This window comes from Nocardia huaxiensis (genome assembly GCF_013744875.1).
Classification (GTDB): Bacteria; Actinomycetota; Actinomycetes; order Mycobacteriales; family Mycobacteriaceae; genus Nocardia; species Nocardia huaxiensis.
The window spans coordinates 3,432,275-3,452,673 of the sequence record NZ_CP059399.1; the positions used below are offsets into that span (position 1 = coordinate 3,432,275).

19 protein-coding genes are annotated in these 20,399 nt (G+C 68.5%); 12 read left to right on the plus strand and 7 right to left on the minus strand.

Features of this window, described 5'->3' with window-relative positions; genetic code table 11:
* The first annotated feature begins 140 nt into the window (after nucleotides 1–140).
* The 3 genes from H0264_RS15255 (at nucleotide 141) to H0264_RS15265 (ending at nucleotide 3,056) form a co-directional block, all read left to right on the plus strand.
* Nucleotides 141–1,586 carry a serine/threonine-protein kinase gene (locus H0264_RS15255; protein ID WP_181584567.1) on the plus strand — a complete coding sequence of 482 codons (1,446 nt, stop codon included), beginning with the start codon at nucleotides 141–143 and terminating at the stop codon, nucleotides 1,584–1,586.
* A gap of 91 nt (nucleotides 1,587–1,677) precedes the next feature.
* The gene (locus tag H0264_RS15260) at nucleotides 1,678–2,397 is read left to right on the plus strand and encodes a PASTA domain-containing protein (protein ID WP_181584568.1); all 720 of its coding nucleotides are present in this window, start codon (nucleotides 1,678–1,680) and stop codon (nucleotides 2,395–2,397) included.
* Nucleotides 2,394–3,056, plus strand: a complete 663-nt coding sequence (locus H0264_RS15265) for a lysophospholipid acyltransferase family protein (protein ID WP_181584569.1) — start codon at nucleotides 2,394–2,396, stop codon at nucleotides 3,054–3,056. Before H0264_RS15260 ends, H0264_RS15265 begins: the two co-directional genes overlap by 4 nt.
* On the opposite strand, the gene H0264_RS15270 is transcribed toward H0264_RS15265, so the two are convergent.
* From H0264_RS15270 to H0264_RS15280, 3 genes are all read right to left on the minus strand, one after another.
* On the minus strand, nucleotides 3,053–3,982 hold the full coding sequence (locus H0264_RS15270) for a cutinase family protein (RefSeq protein ID WP_181584570.1): 930 nt from the start codon (nucleotides 3,980–3,982) through the stop codon (nucleotides 3,053–3,055). The two genes, H0264_RS15265 and H0264_RS15270, sit on opposite strands and share 4 nt — an antisense overlap.
* Before the next feature lie 163 nt (nucleotides 3,983–4,145).
* A complete protein-coding gene (locus tag H0264_RS15275; protein WP_181584571.1) occupies nucleotides 4,146–4,673 on the minus strand; it encodes a hypothetical protein in 528 nt (175 codons plus the stop codon).
* A gap of 42 nt (nucleotides 4,674–4,715) precedes the next feature.
* Nucleotides 4,716–5,204 carry a MarR family winged helix-turn-helix transcriptional regulator gene (locus tag H0264_RS15280; RefSeq protein WP_181584572.1) on the minus strand — a complete coding sequence of 163 codons (489 nt, stop codon included), beginning with the start codon at nucleotides 5,202–5,204 and terminating at the stop codon, nucleotides 4,716–4,718.
* 36 nt (nucleotides 5,205–5,240) lie between these two features.
* On the opposite strand from H0264_RS15280, the gene H0264_RS15285 reads away from it, so the two are divergent.
* A complete protein-coding gene (locus H0264_RS15285; protein WP_181584573.1) occupies nucleotides 5,241–5,636 on the plus strand; it encodes a nuclear transport factor 2 family protein in 396 nt (131 codons plus the stop codon).
* A gap of 175 nt (nucleotides 5,637–5,811) precedes the next feature.
* A complete protein-coding gene (gndA, locus tag H0264_RS15290) occupies nucleotides 5,812–7,254 on the plus strand; it encodes an NADP-dependent phosphogluconate dehydrogenase (protein ID WP_181584574.1) in 1,443 nt (480 codons plus the stop codon).
* 25 nt (nucleotides 7,255–7,279) lie between these two features.
* On the opposite strand, the gene H0264_RS15295 is transcribed toward gndA, so the two are convergent.
* Nucleotides 7,280–8,317, minus strand: a complete 1,038-nt coding sequence (locus H0264_RS15295) for an AraC family transcriptional regulator (protein ID WP_181584575.1) — start codon at nucleotides 8,315–8,317, stop codon at nucleotides 7,280–7,282.
* Between the two features lie 152 nt (nucleotides 8,318–8,469).
* Between H0264_RS15295 and H0264_RS15300 the strand changes: the two genes are divergently transcribed.
* Genes H0264_RS15300 through H0264_RS15310 form a run of 3 tightly spaced genes read left to right on the plus strand, consistent with a single transcriptional unit; the run spans nucleotide 8,470 to nucleotide 13,252 of the window.
* A complete protein-coding gene (locus H0264_RS15300; RefSeq protein WP_181584576.1) occupies nucleotides 8,470–10,059 on the plus strand; it encodes a GMC family oxidoreductase in 1,590 nt (529 codons plus the stop codon).
* Nucleotides 10,056–11,579, plus strand: coding sequence for an aldehyde dehydrogenase family protein (locus H0264_RS15305; RefSeq protein WP_181584577.1), 1,524 nt, complete (start codon nucleotides 10,056–10,058; stop codon nucleotides 11,577–11,579). Before H0264_RS15300 ends, H0264_RS15305 begins: the two co-directional genes overlap by 4 nt.
* A 35-nt stretch (nucleotides 11,580–11,614) precedes the next feature.
* Complete coding sequence (locus H0264_RS15310) at nucleotides 11,615–13,252, plus strand: long-chain fatty acid--CoA ligase (protein ID WP_181584578.1); 1,638 nt, start codon at nucleotides 11,615–11,617, stop codon at nucleotides 13,250–13,252.
* Between the two features lie 137 nt (nucleotides 13,253–13,389).
* Here the strand turns inward: H0264_RS15310 and H0264_RS15315 are convergent, their stop codons facing one another.
* The 3 genes from H0264_RS15315 to H0264_RS15325 are packed head-to-tail and all read right to left on the minus strand — an operon-like array spanning nucleotide 13,390 to nucleotide 17,397.
* The gene (locus H0264_RS15315) at nucleotides 13,390–15,171 is read right to left on the minus strand and encodes an AMP-binding protein (RefSeq protein WP_181584579.1); all 1,782 of its coding nucleotides are present in this window, start codon (nucleotides 15,169–15,171) and stop codon (nucleotides 13,390–13,392) included.
* Complete coding sequence (locus H0264_RS15320; protein ID WP_181584580.1) at nucleotides 15,161–16,102, minus strand: SDR family NAD(P)-dependent oxidoreductase; 942 nt, start codon at nucleotides 16,100–16,102, stop codon at nucleotides 15,161–15,163. The genes H0264_RS15315 and H0264_RS15320 overlap by 11 nt, the downstream gene beginning before the upstream one ends.
* A complete protein-coding gene (locus H0264_RS15325) occupies nucleotides 16,099–17,397 on the minus strand; it encodes a TetR/AcrR family transcriptional regulator (RefSeq protein WP_181584581.1) in 1,299 nt (432 codons plus the stop codon). Before H0264_RS15325 ends, H0264_RS15320 begins: the two co-directional genes overlap by 4 nt.
* A gap of 198 nt (nucleotides 17,398–17,595) precedes the next feature.
* Here H0264_RS15325 and H0264_RS15330 point away from each other — a divergent pair, with 198 nt between their 5' ends.
* From H0264_RS15330 to H0264_RS39010, 4 genes are all read left to right on the plus strand, one after another.
* A complete protein-coding gene (locus tag H0264_RS15330; RefSeq protein ID WP_276314006.1) occupies nucleotides 17,596–18,483 on the plus strand; it encodes a metal ABC transporter substrate-binding protein in 888 nt (295 codons plus the stop codon).
* A complete protein-coding gene (locus H0264_RS15335; RefSeq protein ID WP_181584582.1) occupies nucleotides 18,480–19,292 on the plus strand; it encodes a metal ABC transporter ATP-binding protein in 813 nt (270 codons plus the stop codon). Before H0264_RS15330 ends, H0264_RS15335 begins: the two co-directional genes overlap by 4 nt.
* Nucleotides 19,293–19,294: 2 nt before the next feature.
* Nucleotides 19,295–20,167: a metal ABC transporter permease gene (locus tag H0264_RS15340; protein WP_181584583.1), complete on the plus strand. Its 873-nt coding sequence runs from the start codon at nucleotides 19,295–19,297 to the stop codon at nucleotides 20,165–20,167.
* A 72-nt stretch (nucleotides 20,168–20,239) separates the two neighbouring features.
* Nucleotides 20,240–20,371, plus strand: coding sequence for a hypothetical protein (locus tag H0264_RS39010; protein ID WP_276314005.1), 132 nt, complete (start codon nucleotides 20,240–20,242; stop codon nucleotides 20,369–20,371).
* Nucleotides 20,372–20,399 lie beyond the last annotated feature (28 nt).

Genomic DNA, 20,399 nt, shown 5'->3' on the forward strand with positions numbered 1-20,399 from the left:
GCCCCCGAACCTGGTCCGCGTGGTCGCGCCGGTTAACGGCGAGCGAGCCGCCGGGCGATGTTCTGATGCGAATGCACTGGCGGTAGCGCCGGTCGGGTCGCATACTGCGACCAGGGTTACGCCGCCGAGGGGGAAGTCGGGTGGGTAGTACATTGCAGCCGGGCGAATCCTTCGCCGGCTACCAGATACTGCGGCGGCTCGGCGCGGGCGGAATGGGCGCCGTGTATCAGGCGCGCGACCGGGACCTGCCGCGGTTCGTGGCATTGAAACTGCTCAAGGCCGCCGAGGATGTGGATCCGGAGCACAAGGCGCGATTCCGGCGCGAGGCGGATTCGGTTGCCCGGCTGGAACATCCGAACATCGTCACGGTGTACGCGCGCGGCGAGGACGCCGGGCAGCTGTGGATCTCCATGACTTTCGTCGACGGCAGCGATGTCGCGTCGGCGTTGAAACAGGGGGCCATGAATCCGGCGCGGGCGGTCCGCATCATCACCGAGACCGCGGGCGCGCTCGACCACGCACACGAGACCGGAATCCTGCACCGCGATGTGAAGCCCGCCAACATCCTGCTCACCCAGCGGCGCGGAGAACGCGTGCTGCTCACCGACTTCGGCATCGCCAAGGCCCTGGACGAGAGCCACCAGCTCACCCGCAAAGGGGAGGTGATGGCCAGCTTCCAATATGTCGCGCCGGAACGGCTGACGCGGCCCGACGATGCCGATCATCGCGCCGACGTGTACTCGCTGGGCTGCACGTTCTTCCACATGCTGACCGGCCGCCCGCCCTACCCGGGCGAGGACGTGGGCCAGATCGTCTACGGCCACGCCTACAAGCCGATTCCCAAGCCGAGCGAGCAGAACCCCACGCTCCCACAGGGTTTGGACGAGGTCGTGGCGCGCGCCATGGCCAAGGACCCGGAGAGCCGATTCCAGACCTGCTCCCAGTTCGCGTGGGCGGCGGCGCAGACGCTGCGGCAGGGTCCGCCGAACCCGATGCCGCAGGGCACGACTCGCGAAGCCGGCGGCAGTGCCCAGGGCGGCTCGTCCACCCGATGGAATGTGACAACCGATCAGGACCGCGCCGCGAACGCGCGGACCCCGATACCCGGCGGACCGAGGCCCCAGAACGGCACCTCAGCCCGCCCACCACTGCACACCGGGCCGCGCCCGCCCGGAAATACCGGCGCCAGACCGCAGGTGACGACCGGGCCACGGCCACAGCCGACTGCTGGCGCGAAACCTCCGGTGACGACCGGCCCACGGCCACAGCCGACTGCCGGGGCGACACCGCCCGTGACGACCGGCCCGCCGCCGCAACCGATTTCCGGGGCGACACCGCCGGCGACGACCGGCCCGCGGCCGCAATCGACTGGTGGGACGGCACCACCGGGTGCCGAGGCAGGCCACTCCGGTCCACGTCCGTCCGCAAATCACGATCCGCACCCGTCGGCGGCCACGGGCGAATACCGGTCTTCCGACGCGAGCGAACACCACATTCCGGATGCCGCCCCACACCCCTGTCCGGCCGCCCGCGAACCAGGCGCAGGGGCCGTCATCACGAAATGCGCCGCAGCCTATGCGGAATGAACAGCATGGTCCGCCCACGCCGCCACCGACCAGGATCCTGCCGGCCGAACCCGAATACCCTGCGCCGGATCGCGGGACCGGAGGTTATCCGGTGCTCCCTCCGGAACCCGGCCGGCCCGCCGATCCCCGGGGCGGCGTCCGGGCGTGGATTCTGCTGGCGCTGGCCGGGATCGTGGTGCTGGCGTCCTTCGCCTACATCCAGTCCCGGGAGGGCTCGCAGGGCGGCGGAGCGAGTCCGACCACGACCGTGGCGACCACAACGGACCCGACCACCACCGATCCGGTGACGTCGGTGGTGGAGACCACGGCACCCACGACCGCCCAGCCGACCACGACCTCCACCACACCGCCGACCACCACGACCACGACGACGACCGAACCGAAGCCGAAACCCGTGACTGTGCCGAATGTCGTGGGCGGCACGTACACCGAGGCGAAGTCGGCCCTCGAGCAGGCCGGGTTCACGGTGACCAAGGTCGAGCAGGAGGACAGCAGCGCCGCGGGCACGGTGCTGGCTACCGATCCCGCCGCCGGTACCGAGGTCAAGGCCAAATCCACGGTCACGGTCACGGTCTCCACTGGGAAGCAGACCACCACCGACATCACCGTGCCGAATCTCGTCGGACTCGATGTGGCCCAGGCGAAAGCGGCACTGAAGGAGCTCGGCTGGACGGGTTCGTTCCAGCAGACCGAGGTGACGGTCACCGATGCGGCGCAGGAAGGGTTGATCACCGGTCAGTCACCGGCGGATGGCACCGCGATCACTCCCGGCTCGACTGTGACCATCAAGATCGGCAAGCTGAAGACATGAGCGAGAATCCGGCGCGACGACCGAAGGGGCTCGGTAAGCGAGCCTGGCTGACCACGCAGTTCGTGCGGCGCATTCTGCGCACGCTGGCGTGGTCGAACTTCGTGCGGGTCACGGTGATCGGGCGGGAGCTGGTGCCGGAGACCGGTCCGGTGATCGTGGCGAGCAATCACATCTCGATGCTGGACGCGGTGTTCCTGTGGGGTGCGTTGCGGCGGCGTGCGGTCGCCATCGCCATGGCGGAGTTGTGGTCGTGGCCGGTGGTGGGCTGGCTGGTGCGGCGGCTCGGCCAGATCCCGGTGGTGCGGCGCGACAGTGAATCCGGGCAGGACGCCATGGCGCAGGCCGAGCAGATTCTGCGGCACGGCGGGGTGCTCATCATCTATCCGGAGGGGCGTCTGGTCGCGCCCTGCGAGAATGAGCCGTACAAGCCGGGCGTGGCGAAATTGGCGCTGGCGACCGGGGTTCCGATCATTCCGGTCGGCACCACCGGCACCGATCGCGTGCTGCCCATGCGGCGCCTGCGCGGCGACGGCCCGGCTTTCGACCGCCGCCAGCAGGTGACCGTGCATTTCGGCACGCCCATCGATCCCGCCGATTTCGATGATCCGGACAAATTGCTGGATCATCTGCGGCAGCGGATCGAGGATCTGCGCGCCTAGCGTTCGGCCGCGATATCGGCCAGCCAGTTGTGCAGCCAGGTGGTGGCGGCGGTGCCGTTGGCGTCCACCACGTAGTGCGGATACGACTGGTGCGCACCGGAAACCAGGAATTCCTGCACCTGCCGCATCCACTGCTCGCCCGCCGGGTCGTCGGCCGGGGCCGCCAGAATGGCCGCCACGCCGGGGACCAGCGCCTCACTCAGAATCGATTGCAGGGTCACCGCGTAGTTGACCACCTGGAACGGATCCGGCGCGGACAGCTGGGTGAGGAATCCGGCGAACCGCCCGGCGAGGTCGGTGCTGGGCACCGAGCAGTACAGGTCGCCGCCGGCGCAGAAGGTGCGCACCTTGTGGCTCAGCCAGCCGAAGCCGCCGATGCGCGCCCCGCCCGCTCCCGCGCCGGGCACGGGCGGGCCGATGAGGGCGTCGGTGGGGGAGCGGCGCGGATCGGAGAGCAGCCCGACCGCGGCCACTCGATCGGGCGGGACGACCCCGAGCCCGGTGCCGATCTCGGCCGCCAGATCACCGGCGGCGTCCGCGCCCTGGCTGTAGCCGATCAGGGCGAAACGTGTTGCGGGACAGCGGGCCGCCATCTCGGCGACCAGGCTGCGCGCATTGTTGACGGCCTCCCGCTTGGACTGCCCGTAAACCTCGCCCTCCCAGGGCAGGGCGGTGGCGGCGTAGGTGACGTAATCGGTCTGCACGGTCCCGGGCAGGCCGCGCGTGACGAGCGAGAGCATGCCCTGTCCGGGTTCTTCACGGGAGGTTTCCCAGGTTCCGGGGACGGCCACCACATCGAGGTCGGGGCAGCCGGGCGCCGCGCTCGCGGGTGAGGTGCCGGGTGACCACAGGATTCCTGCCGTCACCGCTACGGCCGCCGTCGCGGCCGAGCATATTGTCCGGAATGGCTTCGCAGTTCGAACCATCGAGCCCCACACTCCTTGATCGGACGGTTTCAAGGTGGTAGCTGTTCTCCGCGCGCTGCGGGCGCTGATTGGCCCCGACCATAGCGAATTTTCTGCAACAGTTCCGGGAATGAGCTGGTACGACACGGACTTCACGGGCTTCGTCCGATATGTCCAGATCTTGTCAGGGCCGGTTTCGTGCCTCGGTGACCGCTTCGCACAGGCTGTCCGCATTGTCGGCGCTCGCCAGGATCGCCCGGGCACGCACCCGCTTCCAGCCCTGTGTGCGCGCCTCGACCTCGGTATTCAGCTCGATGCGCACGAGCGGTGCGGACGGTGAGCGGATCACCGAGAGCAGCCCGGAGTCGTGGTCGAAATCCAGTCCCAGCTCGGCCGGGCGCCGGGGGTCGGCGCGGTGCGGGCGGATGTCGGCAATGGCTGACAGTGGAATGTCCACGGCGGCAAGCCATCCGAAGCGCAGCCGGAGCACCCGCGGGGTGAGGCGGTAGCTACCCCACAGCGGGGACAGGAAGGCCGCCACCAGCAGCAGGGTGAGGCTGCCTGCCACGACATCGACGACGAGGGCTGCCGGGTGCGGAAGGAGGGCTCGCGCGAGGAAATGCAGCACGGCCGCTTCCAGAATGCCCAGCAGCACGATCCCCGCGGCCAGTCCCCACCAGCCGCCGCTGCGCCCCAAGCCCATTCGCCGCACGTGCTTATTCTCCTCGTGATCTCGGTGTGGGTGCAGTCCGGGTCAGCGTTCGTGTGCGGGGAGTTTCACCTGCCGCCCGCGTACCGATTCGGCGAGGCCGAGCCGGTCGGCGAAGGCGGCGAGGCCGGTGGTGAGCGCGGTGAGGCCGGACTTTCCGAGTGTCTTCGCAAGGGCTGCTTGGTATTCCGCGCGGACTTCGCGGGCGGTCGCGATGCAGGCCGTGCCGCGATCGGTGAGGGTGATGCGCCGGACTCTGCTGTCGGAGGGGTCGTTCTCGCGGCTGACGTAGCCGAGGGTTTCCAGTTCGACCACCAGTTTCGAGGCGCCCTGCTGGGTGATGCCGAGGTGCCGGGCGAGCTCGCTGACGGTGGGGCTGCGGTCGATCAGGTGCTGGAAGACGAACCCGTGCGCCGGGCGGATGTCGGCGAAGCCCGCCGCGTGCACGCGCTCGGTCACCTGCGCCCGCACGGCTTCGCCGGTCAGCATGACCAGCGTCGGAATGTCGAGTTCGGCCAAGGTCGGATCACCCATACCCACAACTATAGTTGCACAACTATAGTTGTGGGTATGCATCTCGAAACCAGAACCCGCGACCTGCTGACAGCACTCGAGAACGGCGCTACCGGCGAACAGTTGCGCCCCTACTTCCACCCCGACGCCGTGCAGGTCGAACACCCCAGCCGGGTCGTCCCGGCCGGGCGAACGCGCTACCTCGACGCGATGCTCGAGGCCTCGCTCGCCGGCGTGGATCTGTTCGTCACCCAGCGCTACGACGTGGCCCAGCTCATGACCGTGGAAAACCGTGTGGCCCTCCAGCTTCGATGGTCGGGCATCCTGGCCCGGCCGCTCGGCGGATACGAGGAGGGCGCGGAAATGTGGGCGGACGTGGCCATGTTCCTCACCTACGACGAGGCGGGCCGGATTACGCGCCAGGAGAGCTACGACTGCTACCCCGCCGCCTGACCTGCGCACGGCGGGTGTGGAAGCAAGCGCCGGGATCAGCCCGCCGGGGCTGGGTGTGTGTTCCGGTTGCCGACCTGAGAGGGTAGAACAGGGCTGGCGTCATGGAAGCCTTCCGGGATGCCGCCGCCGCAGGATTGTGCGGCACCCTTTCACCTGTCGAATGGAGAGCTCTTTCATGGCGACCTCGGAAGCCCGCGCGCAGATCGGTGTCACCGGCCTGGCGGTCATGGGTAGCAATATCGCCCGGAACTTCGCGCGGCACGGGTACACCGTCGCCCTCCACAATCGCAGTGTCGCCAAGACCGACGCGCTGCTCGCGGAGCACGGCGGCGACGGCGATTTCGTGCGCACCGAAACCGTCGAGGAGTTCGTGGCGGCGCTGGAGAAGCCGCGCCGCGTGCTGATCATGGTGAAGGCGGGCGAGGCCACCGACGCGGTCATCGAGGAGCTCGCCGATGCCATGGAGCCCGGCGACATCATCATCGACGGCGGCAACGCGCTCTACACCGACACGATCCGCCGCGAGAAGGCCATGGCCGCGCGCGGGCTGAACTTCGTCGGCGCGGGCATCTCCGGTGGCGAGGAGGGCGCGCTCAACGGCCCCGCCATCATGCCGGGCGGCCCGAAGGAGTCCTACGAGTCGCTGGGCCCGCTGCTGGAATCCATTGCGGCGCAGGTCGACGGCACCCCCTGCTGCACCCACATCGGCCCGGACGGTTCGGGCCACTTCGTGAAGATGGTGCACAACGGCATCGAGTACGCCGACATGCAGCTCATCGGCGAGGCCTACAACCTGTTCCGCGACGCGCTGGGCTTCGACGCCAAGCAGATCGCGGACGTGTTCACCGACTGGAACTCCGGTGATCTGGAGTCCTACCTGGTGGAGATCACCGCCGAGGTGCTCAACCAGGTCGACGCCAAAACCGGCAAGCCGCTCGTGGACGTGATCGTCGATGCCGCCGAGCAGAAGGGCACCGGCCGCTGGACGGTCAAGTCCGCGCTGGATCTGGGCATTCCGGTCACCGGTATCGCCGAGGCCGTGTTCGCTCGCGCCCTGTCGGGTTCGCGGGCGCAGCGCAAGGCCGCGCAGGGGCTGGCGTCGGGCACACTGGCCGAAAAGCCCACGGACGTGGCGCAATTCACCGAGGACATCCGCCAGGCGCTCTACGCGTCGAAGATCGTCGCCTACGCGCAGGGTTTCGACCAGATCGCCGCGGGCAGCGCCGAATACGACTGGAACCTGCACCCCGGTGACCTGGCCACCATCTGGCGCGGTGGCTGCATCATCCGCGCCCGCTTCCTCAACCGCATCAAGGAGGCGTACGAGGCCAACCCGGAACTGCCGAGCCTGATCCTGGCCCCGTACTTCCGCGAAGCCATCGAGACCGCCATCGACTCCTGGCGTCGCGTGGTCTCCACCGCCACCCTGCTCGGCATCCCGGTGCCCGCCTTCGCCTCCTCGCTGTCCTACTACGACGCCCTGCGCGCCGAACGCCTCCCGGCGGCCTTGACCCAGGGCCAGCGTGACTTCTTCGGCGCGCACACCTACGAGCGCATCGACGCCGAGGGCAAGTACCACACCCTGTGGAGCGGCGACCGCAGCGAAGTCCAGGCGTAAGGCGAACCCGGCGGCGGGCGCTCCATCACTGGCTGGTGAGCGCCTCCCGCTGCGCTTTGCGCCACCGCAAGGGGGACAACCCGTTCCAGCGTTGGAAGGCGCGGGTGAAGCTGGCGGATTCGGAGTAGCCGAGGCGGTCGGCGATGGTGGCCGTGGGGAGGTCGGTGCCGGAGAGCAGTTCGCAGGCCAGGGTATTGCGCACCTCGTCCAGCAGGGAGCGGTAGGAGTGGCCTTCGGCGGCCAGCCGACGGCGCAGGGACCGCGTCGAAAGATGCAGGGCGGCGGCCACTTCGGGTTCGGTGAGGGGGCCGCGCGGCTGGGTGAACAGGACGTCGCGGACCTGGCCCGCCGTGCCGGTGAGGGCGCGGCGTTGCGCGGCGAGCTCGCGGCACTGCCGGTTGATCTGCTCGGCCGTGTAGGGATCCGCGAGCGGGAGCGGGTCGTCCACCACGCTCAGGTCGAAGACCGCCGCATAGTCGTCGCAGCCGTATTTCGGTGTGACGGACAGGATTTCGGCAATCGTGCGGGCGGTGTCCGGATCCGGTTCGGGGTAGGCGAGACGCACCGCGTGCAGGCGGGCGTCGGGGCCGGAGATATCGCGGTGCAGGGTGGTGATGACGCCGATATCGCGTTCGGCCACGAAGCGGGCGATCAGGGGATCGGTCACCGCGGGTTCGATCACCAGGGACAGCTGGCTGTCGGAGATCTCCGCGGTGATGCGGCAGAACGAGTAGGACAGGTCCAGAAACCGCAGCCCGACCTCGATGGCATCCCGGATGGATTGGCTGGCGATCAGTGCGTAACCCCAGATGCCGTGCGCCGTGGCGTGGTAGCGCACGCCCGCCGCCATGCCGAAGCCGGTGGTGTCGGGCAGGGTGCGCAGCACATTGGTGATGAGGGCGATCTCCTGTGCGCCGGTCACCAGGGTGCCCGGCCGGCGCAGGTCGTCGCCGCGTAAACCGGTGTGGCGCAGGCATTCCTGCTCGGTCACCCCGTGTTCGGCGGCGAGCCGGGTGACCAGCAGGGCGCTGGTCGGCGGGCGCAGCGCCGTCAGGACGCTCATGATCTCCTCGTCGTCTCGATATTCCCTCTGGCCAAAAATATCAAAAATGCGGCCCTCGCGGACGTGGGAATCTCCTGGTCGGCCGCTTTACCCTCGGTCCCAACCCACCGTGACCGCCGTCACGGTCCGCAGGGGAGGATGTGAGGAGCACCTTGAGCGAGCAGACACGCTTCGACTACGTGATCGTCGGAGCGGGGAGCGCCGGCGCCGTGCTGGCCGCGCGGCTGACGGAGGATCCCGCGATATCGGTCCTGCTGCTCGAGGCCGGCGGCGCGGACGACGCCGACGAGATCAGCATCCCCGCCGCCTTCCCGCAGCTGTTCAAGACCAAGTGGGATTGGAACTACGAGACCGTCGAACAGAAGCACATGGCGGGCCGCAAGGCGTTCTGGCCGCGCATGAAGGCGCTCGGCGGCTGCTCGTCCATGAACGCCATGATCTACATTCGCGGCAATCGCGCCGACTTCGACTCCTGGCGTGACGATTTCGGCGCCGACGGCTGGGGCTACGACGACGTCCTGCCGTATTTCGTTCGCGCCGAATCGAATACGCGCCTGCGCGATCGATTCCACGGCGGCGACGGACCGCTGCACGTGGAGGACCGCCGCTACACCCACGAGCTCACCGAGGGCTGGATCGACGCCGCCGTCGCCCACGGCCTGAAACGCAATGACGACTTCAACGGCGCCGAGCAGGAGGGTGCGGGCCGCTACCAGGTGACCTGCAAGAACGGACGACGCTGGTCGACAGCCGACGGCTACCTGCGCCCGGCCCTGGGGCGTCCCAACCTGACCGTGCGCACCTACGCGCTGGCGACCGGCGTGGTGCTGGAAGGCACTCGCGCCGTCGGGGTTTCCTACCGGCAGCGCGGCCAGGAACTGATCGCCTACGCCGACGGTGAGGTCATCCTGTCCGGTGGCGCGATCAATTCCCCTCAGCTGCTGATGCTTTCGGGCATCGGCCCGGCCGCGCACCTGCGCGAGCACGGCATCGACCCGGTGGTGGACCTGCCGGTGGGGGAGAACCTGCACGACCACCCCGTCACGCCGTTCCTGTGGCGCACCAGGGGCACCTCGGACCTCACCGACTACTCCAACCCGGCCCGCCTCATGCAGTGGAAGCTGACCGGCCGCGGCCCGCTCTCCTCGAATGTCGGTGAGGGCGGCGCGTTCTTCGCCTCCCGCGCCGGGCTCGCCGCCCCCGACATCCAGATCCACGTGGCCCCGACCGGCTTCTACGACAATGGTTTCCGCGAACCGGCGGGCCAGATGTTCACCGCCGGTGTGACCCTGGTGAACGTCGCCAGCCGTGGCCGCCTGCGCCTGCGTTCCGCCGACCCCACCTGGAAGCCGTCGATGGACCCCGCCTACTTCGAGGATCCGATCGATATGGCGGCCGTGATCGCCGGTGCCCGGCGGGTCTCCGAAATCGCCCGCGACGCCTCCTTCTCCCGTTACCTCGACCAGCCCTACCTCCCCGGCCGAATCGACGGCGTCAGCGACGACGACCTCGCCGACCACATCCGCGCCTGGACCCAAACCCTCTACCACCCGGTGGCCACCTGCTCGATGGGCAGCGGCGAAAACGCCGTCGTGGACCCGCAATTGCGCGTGCGCGGCATCGACAACCTGCGCGTGGCCGACGCCTCGATCATGCCGGTCGTGCCGCGTGGCAACACCAATGCCGCCACGATCATGGTGGGCGAGAAGGCCGCGGACCTGATTCGAGGCGCCCGCGCATGACATCGCAGACCGAGGACATCCGCACCGAGGACAGCCAGGGAGTATCCGTGACCATCACCGACGCCGCGACGTTCGATTCGCTCAACCCCGCGAGCGGTGACGTGGTCGGCACCCATCCGGTGTTCACCGCCGAGCAGGTGAGCGAAACCGTCACTCGCGCACGGGAGGCCGCGCAGTGGTGGGGAGCGCTCAGCTTCGAGGAACGTGGCGAGCGGCTGAAGCAGTGGCGCGGCGTCATTGCCCGTCGCATGGCGCAGCTCGCCGACCTCTCGCACCTGGAGACCGGTAAGCCGACCTCCGATGCGCAGCTCGAAATCGTCATGATGCTCGATCATCTGGCGTGGGCGGCCGGGAATGCGCGGAAGGTGCTGGGCCGTAAGAAGGTTCGCACCGGGCTCATGGCGGCCGATCTCGGAGCATCGGTGGAGTACCTGCCGTTGGGCGTGATCGGTGTGATCGGGCCGTGGAACTTCCCGGTGTTCACGCCCATGGGGTCCATTGCTTACGCGCTGGCCGCCGGGAACGCGGTGGTGTTCAAGCCGAGTGAGTTCACCCCCGGTGTCGGTAAGTGGCTGGTGGATGCCTTCGCCCAGGTGGTGCCCGAGCATCCGGTGCTGCAATTGGTGACCGGGCTCGGCGAAACCGGTGCGGCCCTGTGCCGTTCGGGCGTCGACAAGATCGCTTTCACCGGCTCCACCGATACCGGCAAGAAGGTCATGGCCGCGTGCGCCGAGACCCTCACCCCGGTTCTGATCGAGGCCGGCGGCAAGGACGTCCTACTGGTGGACGCGGACGCCGATCTGGATGCCGCCGCGGAAGCCGCTGTGTGGGGCGGGCTTTCGAATGCCGGGCAGGCGTGCATCGGGACCGAGCGGGTGTACGTGCACGAGCGGGTGTACGACGAATTCGTCACCAGGCTCACCGATCTGGCGAAGACCATGCGCGCGGGCGACGATCCGGAAGCGCAGATCGGCCCCATGACCATGCCGTCGCAGCCGCGCGTGGTCGCCGACCACATCGCCGATGCCCTGAGCCGTGGTGCGCGGGCGCTGGTCGGCGGGCTCGGCGCGGTCGGTGACCGACTGGTGCAGCCCACCGTCCTGGTCGAGGTCCCCGAGGATTCGATCGCCATGACCGAGGAGACCTTCGGTCCGACCCTGGCGGTCAACAAGGTTCGCGATATGGACGAGGCCGTCGCCCTCGCCAACAACTCCCGCTACGGTCTCGGCGCGGCCGTGTTCGCCAAGGCACGCGGGCAGGAACTGGCGCGCCGCATTCGCTCCGGCATGACCGGCGTCAACCTCGTCTACCTGTTCGCCGCCCTGCCCGAGCTGCCGTTCGGCGGCGTGGGCGATTCCGGATTCGGCCGCATCCACGGTCCGGACGGGCTCAAGGAATTCACCTACGCGAAATCCATTGCGCACCGCCGTCTTCCGCCGCTGCTGGCGCTCACCACCTTCGCCCGCTCGGCCAAGGTCGACAAGCTCATGGCCACCCTGACCGTGCTCCGGCACGGCTGATACTTCCGGAATATGTTGAGAGGAAAGGCATTCCGATGTTGAGCACCATGCAGGACGAGCAGCTCTCGCTCGCCACCCTGCTGAAGTACGCGTCCACCTTCCAGGGCGACAGCACCGTGTCGACCTGGACCGGCGAGGGTGTGCGCACCCAGACCTATCGCGAGATCGGCGCGGACGCGGCGCGGCTGGCGAACGCCCTGCGCGGCTTCGGCATCGGTGAGGGTGACCGGGTCGGCACCTTCATGTGGAACAACAATGAGCACATGGTCGCGTATGTGGCCGTGCCCGCCATGGGTGCGGTGCTGCACGCGCTGAACATTCGCTTGTTCCCCGAGCAGCTGGTGTATGTGGCCAATCATGCCGAGGATCAGGTCGTGATCGTGGACGGTACGTTGCTGCCGATGTTCGCGCAGTACCTGCCCAACCTGAAGACGGTGCGGCATGTGATCGTCGCCAACGGCGATGCGAGCGCGTTGACCGCGCCCGAGGGTGTGCAGGTGCACTCGTACACCGAATTGCTTGCCGCGCAACCGGATACCTTCGACTTCCCGGTCATCGACGAGCGGTCGGCGGCGGGCATGTGCTACACCTCCGGCACCACCGGCGACCCCAAGGGCGTCGTCTACTCCCACCGCTCCAACTGGCTGCACGCCGCACAGGTCTGCGCCCCGAGCGGCATGGGTTTCTCCAACGAGGACATCGTGCTGGCCATCGTGCCGCTGTTCCACGCGAACGCCTGGGGTCTGCCCTACGCCGCCCTCATGTCCGGCGCGAACATCCTCATGCCGGACCGGTTCCTGCAGCCGCAGCCGCTGCTGGAGATGATGGCCGCGGTCAAGCCGACCTTCGCCGCCGCCGTCCCCACCATCTGGGGCGGCGTGCTGGCCGGGTTGCAGGCTGCGCCGCAGGACATTTCGCACCTGCGCAGCTGCGTGGTCGGCGGCGCGGCGCTGCCGCCGTCGATGATGCACGCCTTCGAGGAGAAGTACGGTGTCAAGCTGCTGCACGCGTGGGGCATGACCGAGACCTCCCCGCTGGGCTCGGTGTCGCACCCGCCCAAGGGATCCGAGGGCGAGGAGCGCTGGGCCTACCGTTACACCCAGGGCCGTTTCCCGGCCGGCGTGCAGGCGCGCCTGGTCGACGACGAGGGCAATGTGGTGCCCAATGACGGAAAAGCCCTGGGCGAGGTGGAAGTTCGCGGTCCCTGGATCACCGGCTCCTACTACTCCCCGGATGGGGCCCAGGTGGATCCGGACAAGTTCCATGACGGCTGGCTGCGTACCGGTGATGTCGGCAAGATCAGCCCCAACGGCTATCTGACCCTGGTGGACCGGTCCAAGGACGTCATCAAGTCCGGCGGTGAATGGATCTCCTCGGTGGACCTGGAGAACGCGGTCGTGGGCCACCCGGCCGTCGCCGAGGCCGCCGTCATCGGCATCCCGGACGAGAAGTGGGACGAACGTCCCCTGGTCGCCGTCGTGCTGGCGGCTGATGCGCAGGCGAAACCCGAAGAGCTGCGCGAATTCCTGGCCGGCAAGTTCGCCAAGTGGCAGCTGCCCGAGTACTGGACCTTCATCGAGGAGGTCCCCAAGACCTCCGTCGGCAAGTACGACAAGAAGCGCCTGCGCGGCCAGTACTCCGACGGCGCACTGACGGTCACCAAGCTCGACTGACCTGGCACTGCAACGGCACTCCCGTCATTCCGGCGTGCTCTTGGCCGGAATCCACAGGGATGGTGCACTGTTCCTTGGTCGATCCCGGCCAAAAGCGCGCCGGGATGACGAGTTGGTGACGGGGTGCCGTCGCAGTTCTATCCAGCCGGGCGACTCGCCTGGCCCTCCAGTTGGCGTCGCAGGATCTTTCCGCTGGGATTGCGCGGGATCTGTTCCAGCGCAATGAATTCCTTGGGCACCTTGTAGCGTTCCAGGCGTTCGCGGATGTGGGCCTTGAGCTCCTCCGCGGACGGCAGGGACAGGCCGGGTGCTGCCACCAGGTAGGCGCGCAGCACCTGCCCGAACTCCTCGTGCGGCACCCCGATCACGACCACATCGTCGACGGCCGGATGGTCGGCGAGCACATCCTCCACCTCCTTCGGATAGATGTTCTCGCCACCGGACACGATCATGTCGTCGTCGCGGCCGTCGATGTACAACCGCCCCGCCGCGTCGAGGTGCCCCATGTCGCCGGTGTTCACGTGCCCGTCGAGGATCTCCTTGGCCTGGATCGGCGATCTCATGTCCGCCACGTAGCCGTGATAGCCGACCCCGCCGCGCACGAAGATGGTTCCGGTCTCGCCCACTGCCGCCGGGGTGCGGTCCGCGCGCAGAATGCGCACCGATACGCCGATGGCGGGCCGCCCGGCGGTCCTCGGGTCGAACGCCAGGTCGGCTGTGGTGGCGAGGGAGATGATGCCCGCCTCGGTCGAGCCGTACCCATTGACCAGGATGGGACCGAAGGCCCCGAGGAACCGGGCAATGGTGGCGGGCGAGATCGGCGCGGCCCCGGTCACCGCCAAACGCAATGAGCCGGTGCGGAATTCACGCCGCCGCTGCTCGGGCACCGCCACCAGGCGCTGCAACATCACCGGAACACCGACGAACACGGTCGCGCGATGCCGTTCGATATCGGCCAGCGCGACTTCGGGATCGAACCGCCTGCGCGTGACAATCGTCGAACCCAGCGCCAGCGCGCCGACCGCGACGGCCAGGCCGAAGCCGTGAAAGAACGGCGGAGCCAGCACCATGACATCGCGGGAGGTGAACCGCGTGGCCGACATGGCGGTCGCGGTCATCTCGGCCAGCGCGCGGGCACGCAACGGCCGGGACACGCCTTTGGCCAGACCGCCCGTCCCCGACGTCAACAGCGTGATCCTGACCGAGTGATGCACCGGCGGGGGAGCCGGATGCCGCTGGCGGGCAAGCGATTCCAGCGACAGCGCGCCACCCGGATCCGGCGCCGACTCGACATCCGGCCGCGCCCGCTGTCCGTCGGCCGCTTCGCCGGGCTGTGCTGCGGCTGCTTCGCCCGGCCGTGCAGCGGCAGTTCCCCCGGGCGGCGTCGCGGTGGAATCACTGAGCCTCGCGGTCTCCGCAGGCCACGCTCGCACCCGGAGGCCGGGAAAGGCCGTCGCATCCAGGGCGGCATCGTATTCCGCGTCGTGCACCAGAATGTCGGGCCGGTGTCGCTCGAGGATCTGGGCGAGCTGGGCCGCCGGGAGGTCGGTATTGAGGAATACCAGCTCACAGCCGAGCTGCGCGCCCACGACGGCCGCTTCCAGGAAGCCGCGGTGGTTACGGCACAGCACCGCAAGGGTTTTCGCCTCGGGCCGCAGTGCGTGCACCGCCGCGGCGATCGCCTCCGACCGGCGTTGCAACTGCCCGTAGGTCACCGTGCCCCGATCGTCGACGATCGCCGGGCGATCCGGATACCGGGCCGCGGACAGTGCCAGCACGGTCGCTATCGACGGCCCGAACTGCCACAGCGCCTTGATGATTCGCACACCCGCGGCCGGGCCGACCGGCCGCAGCGCACCGGAGGTCGCGAGCGGCAGCACCGCAGCGCGCCACTGGAATCCGGTCGCATTACGCGACATTGCCCGCCTCCTTTGCCGCGCTGGCCAGCGACGCCTTGGTGTCGCCGAGGAAGCGGTAGAGGAAGGTGGCGCCGATCTCCAGTGGGGTGCGCAGCAGCGGCACCAGCACCGACAGTGGCCATACCACCGCCGGGGCCAGCGTGCGCGGCTTGCGCACGATCGCGCGCGCGATGATGTATCCGGCGTCGCGGGCGGAATGTCCGGGCAGCGCGGACACCCAGCCGCTGGGAGCGCTCATCCGCGTGAACATCGCCCCCGCATAGAAACTGGTCAGCGTGACACCGTCCGGCCGCGCCTCCATGGCGACCGAGCGGATCCAGATATCGAACGCGGCCTTGGAGGAGAGGTAGAAACCCCATTTGGGGGCGACCGGGAACATGAGCCCGGCGGTGGACACATTCACGATGTGCCCGCAGCCGCGTTCCCGCATCTTCGGCAGCAGGGCCAGGGTGAGGCGCATCGGGCCGAGGTAGTTGGCCGCGGTGGTCGCGTTCAGATCCTTGGGGCGGTCGTAGGACAGGTGGATCGAGCGCCGCAGCGACTTGCCCGCATTGTGCACCAGATAGTCGACCTGGCCGAATTGCGTGAGTACCTGTTCGGCAAAGGCTTTCACCGAATCCTCGGAGGCCAGATCCAGCGGGATCGCGACCGCCTGCCCGCCCGCCGCCTTGATCTCGGTGACGATCAGATTCAACTGCTCGGCCGACCGTGCCCCCAGCACGACCGTCGCGCCGGCGTCGGCGAGGATGCGGGCGGTGGCCTCGCCGACGCCGAAGGAGGCTCCGGTCACCACGGCGACCTTGCCGTCGACTTCACGTCGTAGTCGGGCCCGGTTCTTGTACGGCCGCGGCCCGACCAGCCAGGCGACGGCCCGGCCGATCGGTCCGGCGGCGAGCCGGTTGTTGGGTCCGGCGTCCAGGGATGTGCTCACTCGTCGTACTCCGTTGTCTCGGTGGGCAATTGGGATCGGTCCAGGAGCGCGCTGATGGCGCGCGAGGAGAGGGGGGTCTCGGGGGCCAGGGTCAATACCGCCTGGCCGGTGGCGAACAGGCTGGCGACCAGCAGTTCCCGGAGCTGTACCCGGCTGAGGTCGCGGGTGCGCAGCCATTCGGTGACGGTGCCCTCCACGAAGGCCAGCCAGCCCGCGACGGCGGTGCGCGCCAAGGGCGTTCCCGCACCGCCGTTGATCTCCAGCATGAGCGCGTCGATCAGCCGATCGGACTGTCGCTGCTGGATGGCGCGCAGTTCGACGTCCGGCACCCGGGTCGACAGCGCCAGCGGCGACCCCTCGAATTCCTCGGCCGTATCGAGGTACAGATCCAGACCTCGGATGAGTCGTGACACCGCGGGTCCGCGCAGCGACTGGAGCCGGTCCCAGAAGTCGCCGGAGACGGCCTCGGCGGCGGCCAGGTACAGGCCGCGCTTGCCGCCGAAGTGGTAGTTGATCAAGCCGATGGCGACGCCCGCGCGCTGCGCGATTTCGGTGGTGGACACCTCGTCGAAGCGTTTGGCCCGGAAAACCGTCACCGCCGCGTCGAGCAGCGCCGCGCGGGATTCGTCACCGCGACCGGAGGCCGAACCTCGGTTTGAACGCTTTTCAATATCGGAGGAGTGGGCAGGATCGCTTTGAACGTCTTTCAAACCCTCGGCTCCCGCGAGCAGTCCGGGCAGCAGCGTCATGATCGGATCGGGTGCGATCGTGGCATCGGCCAGCCGTTGCACGCCCAATCCCATCCCCAGGCTGAACACGGTTTTCGCCGCATCGCGGAAGGATTCGCTCACCTCGGCACCCGCGATCTCGGCGAGCAGCCCGGCCAGCGCGTCCTGGATCGCGGACCGATTGGCGCGCAATTGATCGCGCAGGCGCGGATCCTCCTGCGCGGCCAGCGTCAGCTCGAAGTCGAGCCGATTGCGCCCGGTCGCTTCGACATTCGCGCGCATCCACTCCCGCACCCCGCCCAGCCGCCCTACGCGGGTGCCGTTCCGTCCGCGCAATCGATCGATGCCGTTCATGGCCTCGACGTGGATCAGCTCCACGACCTCCAGGCAGAGCTCATTCTTGCTGCGGAAATTCGAATACACCGCGCCTTTGGAGTAGCCGGCCGCATCGGCCACCCGCGCCAGCGAGGTGTTCGCGAGCCCGTCCGCGACGAACAGATCGCGTGCGGTGCGAACCAGTTCGGCCCGCGTGCGCGCCTGGCTTTCCGGTCGTGACATCCGTGCCATGGGTCTCAAGATACTGTCGGTATTTGAATTCCGCCAGTCTGGATTCCCGTTCATCGCCGCACGCCCCATGCGGCTGCCTGTCAAGGGGTGTTTTCGCGCACCCGGGGCTTGAAAGTTTGGCGGCCCGAACTTTACATTCAGGTGATGAAGGTTTGGCCCCACCGATTTCGGAGTGCTCCTCGGCGTGCGCTCATCGCGATGCTCGCCGTGTCCGCGACGGCCATCGCGCTCACCGGATGCGGAAGCAGCACCTCTGGTAATGGCAAACCGGTGGTGCTCACCACCTTCACCGTGCTCGCCGATATCGCGCGCAATGTGGCCGGGGAGCATCTGACCGTCGAGTCGATCACCAAGCCGGGGGCCGAGATCCACGGCTACGAGCCGACGCCCGGCGATATCCGGACCGCGTCCAAGGCGGATCTGATCATCGACAACGGGCTCAATCTGGAAGCCTGGTTCGCGCAGTTCGTCGCGGATCTGGATGTGCAGCACGTGGTCGTCACCGACGGTGTCACGCCCATCGCCATCGGCGAGGACGCCTACCAGGGCAAGCCGAACCCGCACGCGTGGATGTCGCCGCTGAACGTGCAGATCTACGTCGACAATATGGTGCGCGCCTTCGGGGAACTGGATCCCGCGCACGCCAACGACTTCCGCGCCAATGGCGACGCGTACAAGGGCAAGCTCCAGCAGGTGCACAGCGAGCTGACCACGACGCTGTCGGCGCTGCCGGCCAATGAGCGCGCGCTGGTCACCTGCGAGGGCGCGTTCTCGTACCTGGCGCGCGACGCCGGGCTGACCGAGAAGTACATCTGGGCCGTGAACGCCGAACAGCAGGCCACACCCCAGCAGATCGCCTCGGCCATCGAATTCGTGCGCACCAACAAGGTTCCCGCGGTGTTCTGCGAATCGACCGTGTCCGACGCACCCATGCAGCGGGTCGTGGAGGCCACCGGGGCCAAGTTCGGCGGCACGCTCTACGTGGACTCGCTGTCCGATGAAAAGGGCCCTGTCCCCACCTATTTGGATCTGATCAAACATGACGCCGCGACCATCAGCGCGGGTCTGACGGGACGGTCGTCATGAACGCCGCGATCGAAATCGGGGACGTCACAGTCCATTACGGAGAGGTGCCCGCGCTCGAGGGCGTCTCGCTCACGCTCGGGCACGGCCGGATCTGCGGGCTGGTCGGCATGAACGGCTCCGGGAAGTCGACGCTGTTCAAGACCATCATGGGCTTGGTCGCGCCGGACCGCGGCACGGTCCGCGTCGACGGCGGCACCTCCGCGGCGGCGCGCAAATCCGGTGTGCTGGGCTATGTTCCGCAGAGCGAGGACGTGGACTGGAGCTTCCCGCTCTCGGTGCGCGACATCGTCATGACCGGACGCTACGGGCACATGGGGTTCACCCGCCGCCCGCGCCGCGCCGACCGGGACGCCGTCGCCGAGGCGCTGGCCCGCGTGGAACTGACCGACCTGGCGGACCGACAGATCGGGCAGCTGTCGGGCGGGCAGCGCAAACGCGCCTTCGTGGCGCGCGGGCTGGCGCAGGGCGCCACCATCCTGCTGCTGGACGAGCCGTTCGCCGGCGTCGACAAGCGCTCGGAGGCCACCATCACCGCGGTGCTCCGCGAACTCGCGAATTCCGGTGCCGCCGTCCTGGTTTCGACTCACGACCTGCACGCTCTGCCCGGCCTCGCGGATGAAGCGGTGCTGCTCATGCGCCGCGTGCTGGCGCACGGCGACCCGCACGAGGTGCTGGCCCCGGACAACCTCGCGCGCGCCTTCGGCATCGACGTGCTCGACGGGGACCGCGACAGCGGTGACGAGGACGATCGCGGCAGCCGCGACCGGCACCCGGCCCGGGGCCGCGACGACCTGCGCAAGGCCGGATAGCCATGAGCCTCAACGAATTTCTCGTCGAACCGCTCAGCTACGACTTCATGACGCGGGCGCTGATCACCTGCCTCATCACCGCCGTGGTGTGCGCGGTGCTGTCCTGCTGGCTGGTGCTCATCGGCTGGTCGCTCATGGGTGACGCGGTCTCGCACGCGGTGCTGCCCGGCGTGGTTCTCGCCTATATCGTCGGCGCGCCCTTCGCGGTCGGCGCGGTGATCTTCGGCTTCCTGGCCGTCGCGCTCATCGGCGTGGTCCGCAGCACCAGCCGGGTGAAGGAGGACGCGGCCATCGGCATCGTCTTCACCACGTTGTTCGCCTTCGGCCTGGTGCTGGTGTCGGTGACGCCGAGCCAGACCGACCTGAACCACATCATCTTCGGCAATCTGCTCGGCGTGAGTCGCGCCGAACTGATCCAGGTCGCGATTCTGGCCGCCATCGTGCTGGCCGCGCTGGTGCTCAAGCGGCGCGATTTCACCCTGTACGCCTTCGATCCCACGCACGCGCACGCGCTGGGCCTGCGCCCGCGCCTGCTCGGGGCCGCGCTGCTGGCGCTGCTGGCCTTGACCGCGGTGCTGTCGCTGCAGGCGGTCGGCGTGATCCTGGTGGTGGCCATGCTGATCATTCCGGGTTCGACGGCCTATCTGCTGACCGACCGATTCGGCCGCATGCTGCTGATCGCGCCGATCATCTCGGCGGTCTGTTCGGTGGCCGGGCTGTACCTCAGCTATCACCTCGACACCGCTCCGGGCGCCATGGTGGTGGTCGCGCAGGGCGCGGTCTTCACCCTCGTCTACCTCTTCGCCCCACGTCAGGGCGTCATCGGCAAGCGCATCGGGGCCGCCCGGCGCAGGTCGGCGGCCGCCGCGGCCTGATGCCGTGAACAGGCGTTTCTCCCAGGTCAGTAGAGTTTCGGGGGATCCCGACGACTCGTGAGGAGAACGACCATGTGCTACCCCGTCCAGTGCACCTGCGGAAAGACGACCTGGGACGGCTGCGGCGCCCACGTCGACGACGTCAAGGCGATGGTCCCGGAGTCCGACTGGTGCGCCGGACACGCCGACGCCGAGATCGGCTGAGCGGGCAGCTCTTTCATCGATGGGACGC

What these genes read in the sequence shown, in the direction of transcription:
- H0264_RS15325 (WP_181584581.1), bottom strand. Translation starts at nt 17,397, where the DNA reads ATGGCACGGATGTCACGACCGGAAAGCCAGGCGCGCACGCGGGCCGAA.
- H0264_RS15315 (WP_181584579.1), bottom strand. Translation starts at nt 15,171, where the DNA reads ATGTCGCGTAATGCGACCGGATTCCAGTGGCGCGCTGCGGTGCTGCCG.
- H0264_RS15265 (WP_181584569.1), top strand. Translation starts at nt 2,394, where the DNA reads ATGAGCGAGAATCCGGCGCGACGACCGAAGGGGCTCGGTAAGCGAGCC.
- H0264_RS15285 (WP_181584573.1), top strand. Translation starts at nt 5,241, where the DNA reads ATGCATCTCGAAACCAGAACCCGCGACCTGCTGACAGCACTCGAGAAC.
- H0264_RS39010 (WP_276314005.1), top strand. Translation starts at nt 20,240, where the DNA reads ATGTGCTACCCCGTCCAGTGCACCTGCGGAAAGACGACCTGGGACGGC.
- H0264_RS15340 (WP_181584583.1), top strand. Translation starts at nt 19,295, where the DNA reads ATGAGCCTCAACGAATTTCTCGTCGAACCGCTCAGCTACGACTTCATG.
- H0264_RS15295 (WP_181584575.1), bottom strand. Translation starts at nt 8,317, where the DNA reads ATGAGCGTCCTGACGGCGCTGCGCCCGCCGACCAGCGCCCTGCTGGTC.
- gndA (WP_181584574.1), top strand. Translation starts at nt 5,812, where the DNA reads ATGGCGACCTCGGAAGCCCGCGCGCAGATCGGTGTCACCGGCCTGGCG.
- H0264_RS15305 (WP_181584577.1), top strand. Translation starts at nt 10,056, where the DNA reads ATGACATCGCAGACCGAGGACATCCGCACCGAGGACAGCCAGGGAGTA.
- H0264_RS15330 (WP_276314006.1), top strand. Translation starts at nt 17,596, where the DNA reads ATGCTCGCCGTGTCCGCGACGGCCATCGCGCTCACCGGATGCGGAAGC.
- H0264_RS15280 (WP_181584572.1), bottom strand. Translation starts at nt 5,204, where the DNA reads ATGGGTGATCCGACCTTGGCCGAACTCGACATTCCGACGCTGGTCATG.
- H0264_RS15310 (WP_181584578.1), top strand. Translation starts at nt 11,615, where the DNA reads ATGTTGAGCACCATGCAGGACGAGCAGCTCTCGCTCGCCACCCTGCTG.
- H0264_RS15270 (WP_181584570.1), bottom strand. Translation starts at nt 3,982, where the DNA reads ATGGTTCGAACTGCGAAGCCATTCCGGACAATATGCTCGGCCGCGACG.
- H0264_RS15335 (WP_181584582.1), top strand. Translation starts at nt 18,480, where the DNA reads ATGAACGCCGCGATCGAAATCGGGGACGTCACAGTCCATTACGGAGAG.